Raw genomic sequence first — 14,532 nt, 5'->3', positions numbered from 1 at the left:
TTCCTCGACTTACAACGGCTTGACGGTGAACAAACCGTCGTCGTGGCCTTCTTCAGAGCCACCGTAGACTTGTTCGGCAACGGTACGGATGTTGCTGCCGCGGGCTTGCAGAATCTGGTCCATGGCACCGGCAAACCAGCCGGTGAACATGTAGTCGACCTTGCGCCCGACCTTGCCGTACACGTACACGAACGCCGAGTGTTCGAGCTTGACGCTGGCGGTGCCTTTGTCGAGGTCGATGTCCTGGATCTTGAACAGGCCCCAGCCGCGTTGCGACAGGCGCTTCATGTAGTGCTCGAACACTGCGACGCCTTCAAGGCCGTGGCATTCGGCTTCTTTCTCACACCAGTGCCAGGCGGATTTGTAGCCGGCCTTGTAGAGGATTTCGGCGTAGGCTTCGGCGCCCAGCACTTCCTCGATACCCATGTGGTTGTTGACGAAGAAATGCCGCGGTACGTACAGCATCGGCAGGGCGTCAGAGGTCCAGACACCGGTCTCGCTGTCGACTTCGATTGGCAATTGCGGGGCGATCTTGGCCATGGAAACTTAACTCCAGAAAAATTCGTTGTATTTGCGTGTCGTAGCCCTGTAGCAGCTGCCGAGCCTGCGAGGCTGCGTTGGGCTGCGCAGCGGCCCTCGAGGGCGGTCCTGCGGACCGCAACGCAGCCTCGTGCCTCGGCAGCTGCTACAGGGTTGTTGGGAGGCCGGTTTTTATTCGCCCCAGACGTCCTTCAGGACATTCACCCAGTTCTCGCCCATGATCTTGCGCACCACGCGCTCGGAATGGCCGCGCTTGAGCAGGGTTTCGGTCAGGTTCGGGAACTCGCCGACGGTGCGGATGCCCAGCGGGTTAATGATCTTGCCGAAGCTGGTCAGGCGGCGTGCGTAGCCTTTGTCATGGGTCAGGTATTCGAAGAAGTCCTGGCCATGGCCCTGGGTGAAGTCGGTGCCGATGCCGATGGCGTCTTCGCCGACGATATTCATGGTGTATTCGATGGCTTCGGCGTAATCGTCGATGGTCGAATCAATGCCCTTGGCCAGGAACGGCGCAAACATGGTCACGCCGACAAAACCGCCGTGGTCGGCAATGAACTTCAGTTCTTCATCGGATTTGTTGCGCGGATGAATCTTCAGGCCCGACGGCAGGCAATGGGAATAGCAGACCGGCTTCTTCGATTCGAGGATGACTTCTTCGGAGGTTTTCGAACCCACGTGGGACAGGTCGCACATGACGCCGACACGGTTCATCTCGGCGACGATTTCACGACCGAAGCCCGACAGGCCGCCATCGCGCTCGTAGCAGCCGGTACCGACCAGATTCTGGGTGTTGTAGCACATCTGCACGATACCGACGCCCAGCTGCTTGAACACCTCGACGTAGCCGATCTGGTCTTCAAAGGCGTGAGCATTCTGGAAGCCGAAAAGGATGCCGGTCTTGCCCTGCTCCTTGGCCTTGCGGATGTCGGCGGTGGTGCGCACCGGAATCACCAGGTCGCTGTTCTCGCGAATCAGTTTCTGGCTGGCGGCGATGTTGTTGACGGTCGCCTGGAAGCCTTCCCACACCGACACGGTGCAGTTGGCCGCGGTCAGACCGCCCTTGCGCATGTCTTCGAACAGCTCACGGTTCCACTTGGCAATAATCAGCCCGTCGATAACGATACTGTCGGCGTGCAATTCGGCTGGGCTCATCAGGCTGTCCCCTATTAGCGATTCGTGCGCCGAATCGTGTGCCGGCGCTTTGGGGCCAGCATATGCCTCGGTGCCTCGGCAGCCGGGTGCAAAAACGACAGGGGAATTGCCGAAAGCGTCAATCCGCGACAAAGGGTCGTCGACAGGCCTGATCGCCCGCCTGTTCAAGCCCCTCCGCTTGGGCCAGAATTCGCCGCATCACTGGATGCTTCAATAACGCGTTACTGAAGCTTTGAATGGAATAAAGGGGACGGCAGCGCTATGAAAACGATTTTTCTGGTCTTGGCACTACTGACGGCGACGGGCGTACAGGCCCAGGAAGAGTCCGACAGCACCCCCTGCGATGCCGTCGAAAACGACGTCCAGACCCTGGAATGCTCGGCCTACAGCCGAACCACAGCCGAAGACCTGCTCAAAGACAACTATCAAAGCCTGGCGGAGCGCATGCAGACGCTCTACGGCAAGAACCCGTCGCAATTGACCGACATCACTTCCAGGATCAAAGCCTCCCAACAGCAATGGCTAAAGACGCGGGATGCCGATTGCGCCGTCGAAGCGTTCCCGGCGACGAGCGGCAGCAAGGCGTTCACCATTGCGCAGAATGATTGCGTGGCGCGGATGAGTGATGAGCGGTCGGAGTTTTTGGAGTCGATTGGGCAGGAGTGATCCTGTAATTCCATCGGAAGCTGGCGCCGTTGTCGGCTTTCGCCGCGAGAGCCTTGGCGTTTGGCATGACTGCCAATCAGCTTGAGCTGTAGCTTGCGCACAACCATTTTTAAAGGGATTCGAAATGAAAATCTGCGGCATCGAAATCAAAGGCAGCGAAGCAATCATTGCCGTGGCCTCCCTCGACGGTCAGACGCTGAGTCACGTCCCCCTCGCCACCAAGAAAATCGCCCTGGAAGACGACGACGAAGCGGCCAACGTCAAAGTTTTTGCCGCGCAGGTGGCGTCCTTTGTTCGTGAGAACTCCATCGACCGAATCGCGATCAAGAAGCGCAGCAAGAAAGGTGAGTTTGCCGGCGGACCGACCACGTTCAAGATCGAGGGCATTTTCCAGTTGCTGGAAAGTTGCGAGGTGACGCTGCTGTCGCCGCAGACGATCAATGCGCAGGCCAAGAAGCACGGGTTTGAGCCACCCGCGACGCTGAACAAGTATCAGCATGAGGCGTACAAAGCGGCGTGTTCGGCGCTGGTGAAGAAGTAACTCAATTTTCTACCAACACAGAGAACCTGTGGGAGCCGGGCTTGCCCGCGATTGCGGTGTGTCAGTCAACATCAATGTTGAAAGTGCCGGCCTCATCGCGGGCAAGCCCGGCTCCCACAGGTTTCGCTGCTGTTCATGCTTTTGCGGTACGCCGGTCTTCCCGCGGACAACGCTCGAACTTCGCCCGATAACTTCGGGTGAAATAAGACGGCGATTCAAACCCGCACGCGATGCTCACTTCCAGCACGCTCATGTCCGTCTGCCGCAACAACTGCTGGGCCTTCTCCAGCCTTAATCGCAGGTAAAAGTTGCTCGGCGTGTCATTCAGGTGCAGTCGAAACAAACGCTCGAGCTGTCGCCGCGTCACCTTGATCGACTCCGCCAGCGCCAGCGTGGTCAGCGGCGGTTCGCTGTGCTGCTCCATTTCCCCGATCACCTGAACCAGCTTCTTGTTGCGGATGCCATAACGGCTGGCCACTTCCATACGCTGGTGGTCTTTGCGTGGGCGGATGCGGCCGAGTACGAATTGCTCGCTGACCTGAATCGCCAATTCCGGGCCGTGGGCCTGGCTGATGAGGTCGAGCATGAGGTCGATGGAGGCTGTACCGCCTGCCGAGGTAATGCGCTTGCGGTCGATTTCGAACAGCTCCTGGGTGACGCTGAGCTGCGGATACGATTCCTTGAAGGCGTCGATCGCTTCCCAGTGCAGGGTCAGGCGATGGCCATCGAGCAAGCCGGCTTCGGCAAGGACAAAGCTCCCGGTGTCGATGGCGCCGAGAGTCACGCCATCGATGTCCAGGCGGCGCAGCCAGTGTTCCAGCGCGGGCGTGGCAAATTTCAGCGGTTCGAACCCCGCGACCACCAAGAGCGTCGCACCTTTTTTCAACGGTTCCAGTGCGGCGTCGGCGTTGACCGACATGCCGTTGCTGGCTAACACCGCACCGCCGTCGGCGCTCAGCACATGCCAGCGATACAGCTCGCCGCGAAAGCGATTGGCGACCCGCAGCGGCTCAATGGCCGAGATAAAACCGATGGCCGAAAAACCGGGCATCAGCAAGAAGTAGAAATCCTGGGACATGGAACGCACTCAATGGCTGGTAGCGAGAGGGCGGGAAGCGTGCAGACGTTGATACGCCACTTGCGAGCGGCATTCAAGAGCACAGGTCGCTGCAGTGCAAGAGCTGGTCGCCGTAGTGCGCTTCCACGGGCCTATAGCTGCGTAACTTGGCATCACCGGCGCGCAGACGCCGGAACCCACAATAACGTCTGCCGAGGAACCCGACATGAAACGACTGATCAGCAGCTGTGTTCTTGCACTCAGCGGTACCGCTTTCTTGAGCGCCAGCGTCATGGCGGCCGAACCCGCGTCCTGCCAGAACGTGCGCATGGGCGTGGTGAACTGGACCGACGTGATCGCCACCAGCGCCATGACCCAGGTCCTGCTCGACGGCCTCGGCTACAACACCAAACAAACCAGCGCGTCCCAACAAATCATCTTCGCCGGGATCCGTGATCAGCGGCTGGACCTGTTCCTGGGTTACTGGAACCCGCTGATGACCCAGACCATCACGCCGTTCGTCCAGGCCAACCAGGTCAAGGTGCTTGAAGCACCCAGCCTGAAAGACGCCCGCGCCACCCTCGCCGTACCGACCTATCTGGCGGACAAGGGTCTGAAAACCTTCGCTGATATCGCCAAATTCGAGAAAGAACTGGGCGGCAAGATCTACGGCATCGAGCCCGGTTCGGGCGCCAACACCCAGATCAAGGCGATGATCACCAAGAACCAGTTTGGTCTCGGCAAGTTCCAGCTGGTCGAGTCCAGCGAAGCCGGCATGCTCGCGGCGGTGGATCGTGCCGTGCGCCGCAATGAAGCCGTGGTGTTCTTCGGCTGGGCGCCGCACCCCATGAACGTCAACGTGAAGATGACCTACCTCACGGGCAGTGACGATGCGCTCGGCCCGAACGAAGGCATGGCGACCGTCTGGACCGTCACCGCGCCGAAATATGCCGAGCAATGCCCGAACATCGGCCGCTTGCTGAGCAACCTGACCTACACCGCCGAAGACGAGAGCCGGATGATGCAGCCGCTGCTGGATCACAAAGACGCTTTCGAATCGGCCAAGCAATGGCTGAAAGATCACCCGCAAGACAAACAGCGCTGGCTCGAGGGCGTCACCACCTTCGATGGCAAACCTGCCGCTGAAAACCTGCAACTCACCACCAAATAAACCCTGATTGAACCGTCGAATCGCAGCCCGTATGGGCTGCGAACGAAATCATCACGCCTGCAAGGAACCCGCCTCATGAACCACGACGTCATCATCACCTGCGCACTCACCGGTGCTGGCGACACGACCGCCAAAAGCCCACACGTGCCGGTCACCCCGAAACAAATCGCCGCCGCTGCAGTAGAAGCCGCGAAGGCCGGCGCCACGGTGGTTCATTGCCACGTGCGCAACCCCGAAACCGGCAAGTTCAGCCGTGACGTGGCGTTGTATCGCGAAGTGATGGAGCGCATCCGCGAGGCGGACGTCGACATCATCGTCAACCTCACCGCCGGCATGGGTGGCGACCTGGAAATCGGTGCGGGCGAAAACCCGATGGAGTTTGGCCCGAACACCGACCTGGTCGGCCCGCTGACGCGTCTTGCGCATGTCGAAGCGCTGCTGCCGGAAATCTGCACCCTGGATTGCGGCACCCTGAACTTCGGCGATGGCGACACCATTTATGTATCGACGCCGGCTCAACTGCGTGCGGGTGCCAAACGCATTCAGGAATTGGGCGTGAAGGCCGAGCTGGAAATTTTCGACACCGGTCACCTGTGGTTTGCCAAACAACTGATCAAGGAAGGCCTGCTCGACGATCCGCTGTTCCAGCTGTGCCTGGGCATCCCGTGGGGCGCGCCGGCAGACACCACCACCATGAAGGCGATGGTCGACAACTTGCCCGCCAATGCGGTTTGGGCGGGCTTCGGCATCGGTCGCATGCAGATGCCGATGGCGGCTCAAGCGGTGCTGCTGGGCGGCAACGTGCGGGTCGGTCTGGAAGACAACATCTGGCTGGACAAAGGCGTACTGGCCACCAACGGCCAACTGGTCGAACGCGCCAGCGAAATCCTCAGTCGCCTCGGCGCCCGTGTCCTGACCCCTGCTGAAGGCCGGGTAAAAATGGGCCTGACCAAGCGCGGCTAACCCACACCTATGCATAACCCTGCGGGAGCGGGCTTGGTGGTGAGGAGACATGTGGCGAGGGGTTATGTGGCGAGGGGATTTAGCGAACCGTCGCACCGCACCGTTGGGTCGCAAAGCGGCCCCAGGTCTGTGACTGCGGTATCTCAGATAGACCGCAGTCACCGGTTTTGCGACTGCTTCGCAGCCGAACGGGGCGGTGCGACGTTTCGCTAAATCCCCTCACCACACCTCCCCTCACCACACATTCCCTCACCACAAGAGACCACACCCACAGGGGATCACACCCACAGCGGATCACCGAATTCATTCAGGACGGCGCCATGACCTTTATCACCGAAATCAAAACCTTCGCAGCCTTGGGCAGCGGTGTCATCGGCAGCGGCTGGGTATCCCGCGCCCTCGCCCACGGCCTCGACGTAGTGGCGTGGGACCCGGCACCGGGTGCCGAAGCCGCATTGCGCAAACGCGTGGCCAATGCGTGGGGAGCACTGGAGAAACAAGGCCTGGCACCTGGCGCGTCGCAAGATCGCCTGCGCTTTGTCGCCACCATTGAAGAGTGTGTTCGCGATGCGGATTTCATTCAGGAAAGCGCCCCGGAACGCCTCGATCTGAAACTGGAACTGCACAGCAAAATCAGCGCGGCAGCCAAGTCCAACGCGCTGATCGGCTCCAGTACGTCAGGGCTGTTGCCGAGTGAGTTTTACGAAAGCTCGACGCACCCGGAACGTTGTGTCGTCGGTCACCCGTTCAACCCGGTTTACCTGTTGCCATTGGTGGAAGTGGTGGGTGGTAAAAACACCGCACCCGAAGCCGTACAGGCGGCCATGAAAGTCTACGAATCCTTGGGGATGCGTCCGCTGCATGTGCGCAAGGAAGTGCCAGGATTTATCGCCGACCGCTTGCTCGAAGCGCTATGGCGCGAGGCCCTGCACCTGGTAAACGACGGGGTGGCGACCACCGGCGAGATCGACGATGCAATTCGTTTTGGCGCGGGACTGCGCTGGTCGTTCATGGGCACGTTCCTGACGTACACCCTGGCGGGTGGCGATGCGGGCATGCGGCACTTCATGGCGCAGTTCGGACCGGCGTTGCAGTTGCCGTGGACGTACTTGCCGGCACCGGAACTGACCGACAAGTTGATCGATGACGTGGTCGATGGGACCAGCGATCAATTGGGCACCCACAGCATTTCGGCGCTGGAGCGCTATCGTGATGATTGCTTGCTGGCGGTGCTCGAGGCGGTGAGAACCACCAAAGAAAAGCATGGGATGGCATTCAGCGAGTAATCCACTATCAGGACTGGCCCCATCGCCAGCAGGCTGGCTCCCACAGGAGAATGCATTCCAATGTGGGAGCCAGCCTGCTGGCGATGACGGCATTCCAATCACAATCTGTTCTGGATCAGCCACCATGCCCGCACTCACCACCTACCAAACCCGCATCATCCCCGAGTGGGTCGACTACAACGGCCACCTGCGCGATGCCTTCTACCTGCTCATTTTCAGCTATGCCACCGACGCATTGATGGACCGCCTCGGCATGGACAGCAGCCACCGCGAAGCCAGCGGCAACTCGCTGTTCACCCTCGAACTGCACCTCAATTACCTGCACGAGGTAAAGCTCGACGCCGACGTCGAAGTGCACACCCAAATCATCGCTCACGACAGCAAACGCCTGCACCTCTACCACAGCCTGCACCTGGCCGGAGATGACAAGGCGCTGGCGGCTAACGAGCAAATGCTGCTCCACGTCGACCTCGCCGGACCGCGCTCCGCACCGTTCAGCGACGACACCCTGAACAAGCTGCAAGCCATCGTCGCCGAACAAACCGACCTGCCTGTTCCTGACTACATTGGCCGAGTGATTGCGTTACCCCCAAAAAAATAACAAGGAGATCGCCATGAACACCGCCGCCGCTTTTGCCGACTTCCGTACCTACCCGTTGATCAGCGCGTTGACCGCCGTGCAAACCCTGGCGGACCGCGCTCAGGTGACCTGGGCCGACGGGCGCATCAGCCCGTTCCATCATCAGTGGTTGCGCGACAACTGCCCGTGTCCACAGTGCGTCTACACGGTGACTCGCGAGCAAGTGCTGGAGATCGTCGACGTCCCAGAGCACCTGATACCGACCGATACCCGCATTGACGCAGACGGCTGCCTCAGTGTCGATTGGCAGGACGGCCACCTCAGCCGCTTCGATCCGGGTTGGTTGCGGGCGCATGCGTATGACGATGAATCCCGCGCCGAACGTCGGGCCCGCAAACCCAAAGCCACGCTGTGGCACAGCGATGTGCAGCTGCCGGTGTTCGAATATTCGGCGCTGATGAACGACAACGACGCGTTGTTGCAGTGGCTGCTGGCGGTACGGGATATCGGCCTCACCCAGGTCCGCGGCGTTCCCACGGAACCCGGATCTTTGAAGCTGATTGCGCAACGCATTTCCTTCATCCGCGAGAGCAATTTCGGTGTGCTGTTCAACGTGCAATCCAAGGCTGATGCCGACAGCAATGCCTACACCGCCTTCAACCTGCCGCTGCACAGCGATTTGCCGACCCGGGAGCTGCAACCGGGACTGCAATTTCTGCACTGCCTGGTGAATGACGCCGACGGTGGCGAGAGTATTTTCGTCGACGGGTTTGCCATTGCACACGCCTTGCGCCAAGAGGATCCCGAGTCGTTCCACAGCCTGTGCAACATCCCCGTGGAATTCCGCAACAAGGACCGCCACAGCGACTACCGGTGCCTGGCGCCGATCATCGCGCTGGATGCGTTGGGGCAGGTGTCGGAGATCCGCATGGCGAACTTTTTACGCGGGCCGTTCGATGCGTCCGTGGATGAGATGCCCAGGCTCTATCGCGCGTATCGGCGCTTTATCGCGATGACGCGCGAGCCTCGGTTCAGGCTGATGCAACGACTCAATCCCGGGGAGCTGTGGTGCTTCGATAACCGACGCACCCTGCATGCGCGCAATGCGTTCGACCCTGCCAGCGGGGCTCGGCATTTCCAGGGGTGTTATGTGGATCGGGACGAGTTGCTGTCGCGGATTCTGGTGTTGCAACGCTAGACCGAGTCATCGTTCATCGCGAGCAGGCTCACTCCCACATTCAACCGGGTTCCTCCCAGAAGAATGCGGTCAATGTGGGAGTGAGCCTGCTCTGGGCGGCATTCCGACGATGGCGTCGGTCCGGACTGCACATCCCATCCTGATTCACAGGCAAAAAAAACCCCGATCAAGCCGTGACAGGATCGGAGCTGAGGAGGGTACTGTTGAGGAGCCGTTGCGCGAGGGTGACCAAACCTTCGTGAAGCGAGCTGAGTCCAGTGTGCCCACTCCCCTACTCGATCAGTTAGCCGAAAACGACCTGTTCATAGGTATACCGGCCATTGCGACAAATCGTCCTTGCCGCCACCTCTCACCCCTACGAGAATCGAGCCACGACACCGTTCCCTGAAGAAGGATTGCGTCATGATGTACGCCGATTTGATTGACCAGGAAGACCTGTTGGGCCAGCTGAAATCGTTGGGTTTTCAAGTACCCAGCGGCGCCACCGCCGAACAGGCTTGCGAGTGTGCAGTGCGGGGGTTGAACAACGAACGGGCCATCGTGCTGCGCACAATGGTCAAGCAGATGTACACCAGCAGCGCGACGATCCTGCCGGCCGTGCGCCAGGCCATCGACAGGCAATTGCTGCCGGCGTTGGCGGAGTTTCAGCAGAGCCGCAGCGCCTGACAGTACGCCTTCGCGGGCAAGCCCGCTCCGTCAAGGATCTGCCGTGTGACATAGTTTGTATTCACACATCAAATCCCTGTGGGAGCGGGCTTGCCCGCGATGATGGCCCCTCGGTTTAGAGCCTTACACTCGCAAACGTCGACTCGTTCCGCGCCTGACTCAACGCCGACAACGGTCCCGACAACGGCGACAGCACCAAGGCTTGCGGCAGCGGCATCATCGCCACTTGCTGCGTGGTATTGGAACCTACGCGCTCGTCACGCGGCGGGATGCCGAAGTATTCGCGGTAGCACTTGGAGAAGTGCGGCGTAGACACAAAACCGCACACCGACGCCACTTCGATGATCGACATCGGCGTTTGCTTGAGCAGCTGCCGGGCGCGGATCAAGCGCAGTTTCAGGTAGTAACGCGACGGCGAGCAGTGCAGGTATTTCTGGAACAACCGTTCGAGCTGACGACGCGACACCGCGACATACACCGCCAGTTCGTCGAGGTCGATCGGTTCTTCCAGATTGGCCTCCATCAGCGCGACGATTTCCTGCAGTTTCGGCTGATTGGTACCAAGCATGTGCTTGAGCGGCACGCGCTGGTGATCCTGCTCGTTGCGGATGCGTTCGTAGACGAACATTTCCGAGATCGCGGCCGACAGTTCACGCCCGTGATCGCGGCTGATCAGGTGCAGCATCATGTCCAGCGGCGCAGTGCCGCCTGAGCTGGTGAAGCGGTTACGGTCGAGGGTGAACAGTCGAGTGCTCATGGCCACACGCGGAAACGCTTCCTGCATCGAGGCCAGGCATTCCCAGTGCACGCTGCAATCAAAACCGTCCAGCAGGCCGGCGCACGCCAGGGCCCAGCTGCCAGTGCACACCGCACCGAGACGACGGGACTGACGCGCCTGGCTTTGCAACCACGACACGTGCTCACGGGTGACAGTGCGCTGAATGCCGATGCCGCCGCAGACAATGATGGTGTCGAGCGCCGGGGCTTTGTGCATGGAGCAATCGGGGGTGATCTGCAGACCGTCACTGGCCCAGACCTGACCGCCATCCACGGTAAGTGTGGTCCAGCGATACAGCTCGCGACCGGACAATTGGTTGGCCATGCGCAGGGGTTCCACTGCGGAGGCCAGAGAAATCAGCGTGAAATTGTCCAGCAGCAAAAAGCCGATGGATTGAGGCGCACGGTTCTGGGGTTGGGCCCCGGAGTTGGACGTCGTCATCGCGGTATCTCCTCACACAAAGCGGGTGATGGCCTCAGGCGGAGGCTCTTGTTATTGCCATCGTTCTCGCGTGGGAGACGGGCTTTGTAATGACAGAGCAATTGCCATGCCTAAAATTGAATGCGCGTTCAATAACTCCTGAAAACGACGTCGGGATGTGTCTGGATATGACGCGCGGGGAGTAGGGTTTAAAAGTGCCATCAGGCGAGGCAAGTGCGCTGCCCCGATGCGTGTGAGCAAATCGGTAGCACTTGTGGGAACAGGGCTACGGCGCGTTCTGAAAGAGTGTCACCACAAGCACAGGTGACAGGCGGTAATGGTCAACCTGGATCCCGGATCTCAGGCAAGGCGCTTATCTGTAAGCGACGCGCCAAAAGGTGGCGAGTTTTGGATCGGGTGTTCAGTTAGCGCGCAGTTTTGACTGGTGGAGCGGTGTCAGGTGAGGCGTTTGTGGTGAGGGGATTTAGCGAAACGTCGCACCGCCCCGTTCGGCTGCGCAGCAGTTGTAAAGATTTTGGGGTCGCTTCGCGACCCAACGGGGATAAATCCCCTCGCCACAGGTTTACCGATTTACCGATTTACCGATTTACCGATTTACCGATTTACAGGTTTACAGGTTTACAGGTTTACAGGTTTACAGGTTTACAGGTTTACAGGTTTACAGGTTTACAGGCTCAACACTCAACCGCACTCACCGCCAACCCGCCCCGCGATGTCTCTTTATATTTGTCATGCATGTCCGCCCCCGTATCACGCATGGTGCGGATTACCCGGTCCAGCGAGATAAAGTGCTGACCATCCCCACGCAACGCCATTTGCGCCGCATTGATCGCTTTCACCGCCGCAATCGCATTGCGCTCGATGCACGGCACCTGCACCAGCCCACCCACCGGGTCGCAGGTCAGACCGAGGTTGTGCTCCAGGCCGATTTCCGCCGCGTTGCACAGTTGTTCTGGTGTCGCGCCGAGAATCTCCGCCAGGCCGGCCGCGGCCATTGCGCAGGCGGATCCGACTTCCCCCTGGCAGCCGACTTCGGCACCGGAGATTGACGCGTTCTTCTTGCACAGGATCCCGACCGCCGCAGCGCCGAGGAAATAGTCGACGACATTGGCGTCGGTCACCGCTTCGCTGAACTTCATGAAGTAATGCAGGACTGCCGGGATGATGCCCGCCGCGCCGTTGGTCGGCGCCGTGACCATGCGCCCGCCGGCAGCGTTTTCTTCGTTGACCGCCAGGGCGAACAGATTCACCCACTCCATGGCGCTCAGGGTTGAGCCGATGACATTGGGCTTGCCCAGTTCCTGCAGGCTGCGATGCAACCTGGCGGCACGACGGCGAACGTTCAGGCCGCCCGGCAGGATGCCTTCGTGCTTGAGGCCCTGTTCGACGCAATCCTGCATGGCCCGCCACAGCTTCATCAAACCGCTGCGGATTTCGTCTTCGCTGCGCCAGACCTTCTCGTTGGCCAACATCAGTTCGGCCACGCGCAGGTTGTGTGTCTGGCAGAGGCTGAGCAATTCGGCCGCACTGGAAAAGTCGTATGGCAATACGGTGCTATCCATGTCCACCACGCCGCTTCTGGCTTGCGCCTCATCCACGACAAAACCGCCGCCGACGGAATAGTAGGTGTCACGGTGCAGCTCGCCGGCGTCGCCTTCGACAATCAGCGTCATGGCGTTGGGATGAAACGGCAGGTTCTCGTCGATCAGGCGCATGTCCCGCGCCCACATGAACGGCACCGGTAAACGACCATCCAGCAGCAACTCATTGGTTTCACGCAGGGTGGCGATGCGGATGCCGATTTGCGACGGATCGATCGCGTCCGGCCACTCGCCCATCAACCCCATGATCACGGCGTTGTCGCTGCCATGTCCGATGCCTGTGGCCGACAGCGAGCCATACAGCTGAACTTCGACGCGCCGCACTTGCTCCAAAAGACCCTGTTCGCGCAAACCTTGCACGAACAGGGCTGCGGCGCGCATCGGCCCCACAGTGTGCGAACTGGAAGGGCCAATGCCGATTTTGAACAGGTCGAAAACGCTGATAGCCATTACTGCAGAACTCCTGGATATGCCCAACTCCAGACGCAAAAGCGCCCAGTGACGGAGCTGCTACGCTCAAGCTGCAATCCGCCGATATGGCTGCATCATCAGGCTTTTACCCTGTCGTTCGGCGTCTCTAACCGACGCACTCTTGTCCACGAACGCCGCAGGTCGTCCACGCTGCGTTTTCGCCGTTTTTTTACGGTGCAGAGGAACAAAGAGGGCTAAAAAAAGCTGTAAACGACGTCACCGACACTGGATGCGACCCTCCCTGTACTGGATACGACGCACCCTGTAGGCGTCTGATTTTCACTGGTACATGATCGTATCGACTCGATTGCAAGGCGCCGCGGTAGAGCTGTCCCCAAAAACGCCATCCAACCGCAACCTATAAGTGCGGTGGTCCAGTCGGAACACTGCCAAAAAAAACACCAAGGAGTCAGTCAATGAAAGGTTCCCCGTCGTTGTTGTTGGCCGCCATGCTTAGTCTGCCGGTTCTGGCGCAAGCTGCAGAACCGGCCCAATGCAGCACCGTAAACTTCTCCGATGTCGGCTGGACCGACATCACCGTCACCACCGCGACCACCAGCGTCGTCCTCGACGCACTGGGCTACAAGACCAAAACCACAATGATTTCCGTACCGGTGACCTACAAGTCCCTGGCCGACGGCAAGAACATGGACGTGTTCCTGGGTAACTGGATGCCGACCATGGAAAACGACATCAAGGCTTATCGCGATGCCGGTACCGTGGACACCCTGCGCGCCAACCTGGAAAACGCAAAATACACACTCGCCGTCCCGGAAGAGTTGTATAACAAAGGTCTGAAAGATTTCGCCGACATCGCCAAGTTCAAGAAAGAACTCGACGGCAAGATCTACGGCATCGAGCCTGGCAACGACGGCAACCGTCTGATCCAGAGCATGATCGACAAGAACGCCTTCGGCCTCAAAGACGCCGGCTTCAAGGTGGTCGAGTCCAGCGAGGCAGGCATGCTCTCGCAAGTCGATCGTGCACAGCGGCGCAACACCGCCGTGGTGTTCCTGGGCTGGGAACCACACCCGATGAACACTCGATTCAAGATGAAATACCTGACCGGCGGCGACGACTATTTCGGCCCGAATTTTGGTCAGGCAACCATCTACACCAACACCCGCAAGGGCTATGCACAGGAATGCAGCAACGTCGGTCAACTGCTGAAAAACCTGCAGTTCACCCTGAACATGGAAAGCACGCTGATGGGCAACGTCCTGGACGACAAGATGAAGCCTGACGCGGCCGCCAGGGCCTGGCTGAAAAAGAATCCACAGGTGCTCGATACCTGGCTCGCTGGCGTGACCACCATTGACGGTAAACCTGGCCTGGAAGCCGTGAAAGCCAAGCTCGCTCAGTAAAATCGCTTACGCCGGGCGACCTCGGTCGTCCGGGCTGTTTTTTCCTTGCATGCGGACGTT

The 14,532-nt window shown here is 59.7% G+C and carries 14 protein-coding genes; 9 read left to right on the top strand and 5 right to left on the bottom strand.

Annotated elements, in window-relative coordinates; genetic code table 11:
- Positions 1–9: 9 nt before the first annotated feature.
- Positions 10–540, bottom strand: coding sequence for a DUF5943 domain-containing protein (locus H7698_RS08170; RefSeq protein ID WP_010565965.1), 531 nt, complete (start codon positions 538–540; stop codon positions 10–12).
- A gap of 171 nt (positions 541–711) precedes the next feature.
- Entirely contained in the window at positions 712–1,689 is a 978-nt protein-coding gene (locus H7698_RS08165; RefSeq protein ID WP_008033250.1) for a dipeptidase, read from the bottom strand.
- Between the two features lie 261 nt (positions 1,690–1,950).
- Between H7698_RS08165 and H7698_RS08160 the strand changes: the two genes are divergently transcribed.
- The gene (locus H7698_RS08160) at positions 1,951–2,355 is read left to right on the top strand and encodes a lysozyme inhibitor LprI family protein (protein ID WP_162436189.1); all 405 of its coding nucleotides are present in this window, start codon (positions 1,951–1,953) and stop codon (positions 2,353–2,355) included.
- A 124-nt stretch (positions 2,356–2,479) separates the two neighbouring features.
- Entirely contained in the window at positions 2,480–2,896 is a 417-nt protein-coding gene (locus tag H7698_RS08155) for a DUF3010 family protein (RefSeq protein WP_194691078.1), read from the top strand.
- 133 nt (positions 2,897–3,029) lie between these two features.
- Here the strand turns inward: H7698_RS08155 and H7698_RS08150 are convergent, their stop codons facing one another.
- A complete protein-coding gene (locus tag H7698_RS08150) occupies positions 3,030–3,974 on the bottom strand; it encodes a GlxA family transcriptional regulator (protein ID WP_162436185.1) in 945 nt (314 codons plus the stop codon).
- A 205-nt stretch (positions 3,975–4,179) separates the two neighbouring features.
- Here H7698_RS08150 and choX point away from each other — a divergent pair, with 205 nt between their 5' ends.
- From choX to H7698_RS08120, 6 genes are all read left to right on the top strand, one after another.
- On the top strand, positions 4,180–5,124 hold the full coding sequence (gene choX / locus H7698_RS08145; protein ID WP_194691077.1) for a choline ABC transporter substrate-binding protein: 945 nt from the start codon (positions 4,180–4,182) through the stop codon (positions 5,122–5,124).
- 75 nt (positions 5,125–5,199) lie between these two features.
- Positions 5,200–6,087 (top strand): 3-keto-5-aminohexanoate cleavage protein, encoded by an 888-nt coding sequence (locus tag H7698_RS08140; RefSeq protein ID WP_194691076.1) that lies wholly within the window; start codon positions 5,200–5,202, stop codon positions 6,085–6,087.
- A 320-nt stretch (positions 6,088–6,407) separates the two neighbouring features.
- Positions 6,408–7,373: an L-carnitine dehydrogenase gene (locus H7698_RS08135; protein ID WP_194691075.1), complete on the top strand. Its 966-nt coding sequence runs from the start codon at positions 6,408–6,410 to the stop codon at positions 7,371–7,373.
- A 124-nt stretch (positions 7,374–7,497) separates the two neighbouring features.
- Complete coding sequence (locus tag H7698_RS08130; protein WP_194691074.1) at positions 7,498–7,974, top strand: thioesterase family protein; 477 nt, start codon at positions 7,498–7,500, stop codon at positions 7,972–7,974.
- A 13-nt stretch (positions 7,975–7,987) separates the two neighbouring features.
- The gene (locus H7698_RS08125) at positions 7,988–9,151 is read left to right on the top strand and encodes a gamma-butyrobetaine dioxygenase (RefSeq protein WP_194691073.1); all 1,164 of its coding nucleotides are present in this window, start codon (positions 7,988–7,990) and stop codon (positions 9,149–9,151) included.
- A gap of 402 nt (positions 9,152–9,553) precedes the next feature.
- Positions 9,554–9,817, top strand: coding sequence for a hypothetical protein (locus H7698_RS08120; protein WP_194691072.1), 264 nt, complete (start codon positions 9,554–9,556; stop codon positions 9,815–9,817).
- A 115-nt stretch (positions 9,818–9,932) separates the two neighbouring features.
- Here H7698_RS08120 and H7698_RS08115 read toward each other — a convergent pair whose 3' ends face one another.
- Together H7698_RS08115 and H7698_RS08110 are read right to left on the bottom strand one after the other, a co-directional pair.
- Positions 9,933–11,036 (bottom strand): GlxA family transcriptional regulator, encoded by a 1,104-nt coding sequence (locus H7698_RS08115; RefSeq protein WP_162436179.1) that lies wholly within the window; start codon positions 11,034–11,036, stop codon positions 9,933–9,935.
- 674 nt (positions 11,037–11,710) lie between these two features.
- Positions 11,711–13,087, bottom strand: a complete 1,377-nt coding sequence (locus H7698_RS08110; RefSeq protein ID WP_194691071.1) for an L-serine ammonia-lyase — start codon at positions 13,085–13,087, stop codon at positions 11,711–11,713.
- 437 nt (positions 13,088–13,524) lie between these two features.
- On the opposite strand from H7698_RS08110, the gene H7698_RS08105 reads away from it, so the two are divergent.
- Complete coding sequence (locus tag H7698_RS08105) at positions 13,525–14,472, top strand: choline ABC transporter substrate-binding protein (RefSeq protein ID WP_162436177.1); 948 nt, start codon at positions 13,525–13,527, stop codon at positions 14,470–14,472.
- Positions 14,473–14,532: the final 60 nt, after the last annotated feature.

Origin of the sequence: Pseudomonas sp. p50(2008) (genome assembly GCF_015351605.1) — a bacterium.
Taxonomy (GTDB): domain Bacteria; phylum Pseudomonadota; class Gammaproteobacteria; order Pseudomonadales; family Pseudomonadaceae; genus Aquipseudomonas.
This window is presented reverse-complemented; position numbering and strand designations above follow the sequence as displayed.

What these genes read in the sequence shown, in the direction of transcription:
- H7698_RS08170 (WP_010565965.1), bottom strand. Translation starts at nt 540, where the DNA reads ATGGCCAAGATCGCCCCGCAATTGCCAATCGAAGTCGACAGCGAGACC.
- H7698_RS08165 (WP_008033250.1), bottom strand. Translation starts at nt 1,689, where the DNA reads ATGAGCCCAGCCGAATTGCACGCCGACAGTATCGTTATCGACGGGCTG.
- H7698_RS08160 (WP_162436189.1), top strand. Translation starts at nt 1,951, where the DNA reads ATGAAAACGATTTTTCTGGTCTTGGCACTACTGACGGCGACGGGCGTA.
- H7698_RS08155 (WP_194691078.1), top strand. Translation starts at nt 2,480, where the DNA reads ATGAAAATCTGCGGCATCGAAATCAAAGGCAGCGAAGCAATCATTGCC.
- H7698_RS08150 (WP_162436185.1), bottom strand. Translation starts at nt 3,974, where the DNA reads ATGTCCCAGGATTTCTACTTCTTGCTGATGCCCGGTTTTTCGGCCATC.
- choX (WP_194691077.1), top strand. Translation starts at nt 4,180, where the DNA reads ATGAAACGACTGATCAGCAGCTGTGTTCTTGCACTCAGCGGTACCGCT.
- H7698_RS08140 (WP_194691076.1), top strand. Translation starts at nt 5,200, where the DNA reads ATGAACCACGACGTCATCATCACCTGCGCACTCACCGGTGCTGGCGAC.
- H7698_RS08135 (WP_194691075.1), top strand. Translation starts at nt 6,408, where the DNA reads ATGACCTTTATCACCGAAATCAAAACCTTCGCAGCCTTGGGCAGCGGT.
- H7698_RS08130 (WP_194691074.1), top strand. Translation starts at nt 7,498, where the DNA reads ATGCCCGCACTCACCACCTACCAAACCCGCATCATCCCCGAGTGGGTC.
- H7698_RS08125 (WP_194691073.1), top strand. Translation starts at nt 7,988, where the DNA reads ATGAACACCGCCGCCGCTTTTGCCGACTTCCGTACCTACCCGTTGATC.
- H7698_RS08120 (WP_194691072.1), top strand. Translation starts at nt 9,554, where the DNA reads ATGATGTACGCCGATTTGATTGACCAGGAAGACCTGTTGGGCCAGCTG.
- H7698_RS08115 (WP_162436179.1), bottom strand. Translation starts at nt 11,036, where the DNA reads ATGACGACGTCCAACTCCGGGGCCCAACCCCAGAACCGTGCGCCTCAA.
- H7698_RS08110 (WP_194691071.1), bottom strand. Translation starts at nt 13,087, where the DNA reads ATGGCTATCAGCGTTTTCGACCTGTTCAAAATCGGCATTGGCCCTTCC.
- H7698_RS08105 (WP_162436177.1), top strand. Translation starts at nt 13,525, where the DNA reads ATGAAAGGTTCCCCGTCGTTGTTGTTGGCCGCCATGCTTAGTCTGCCG.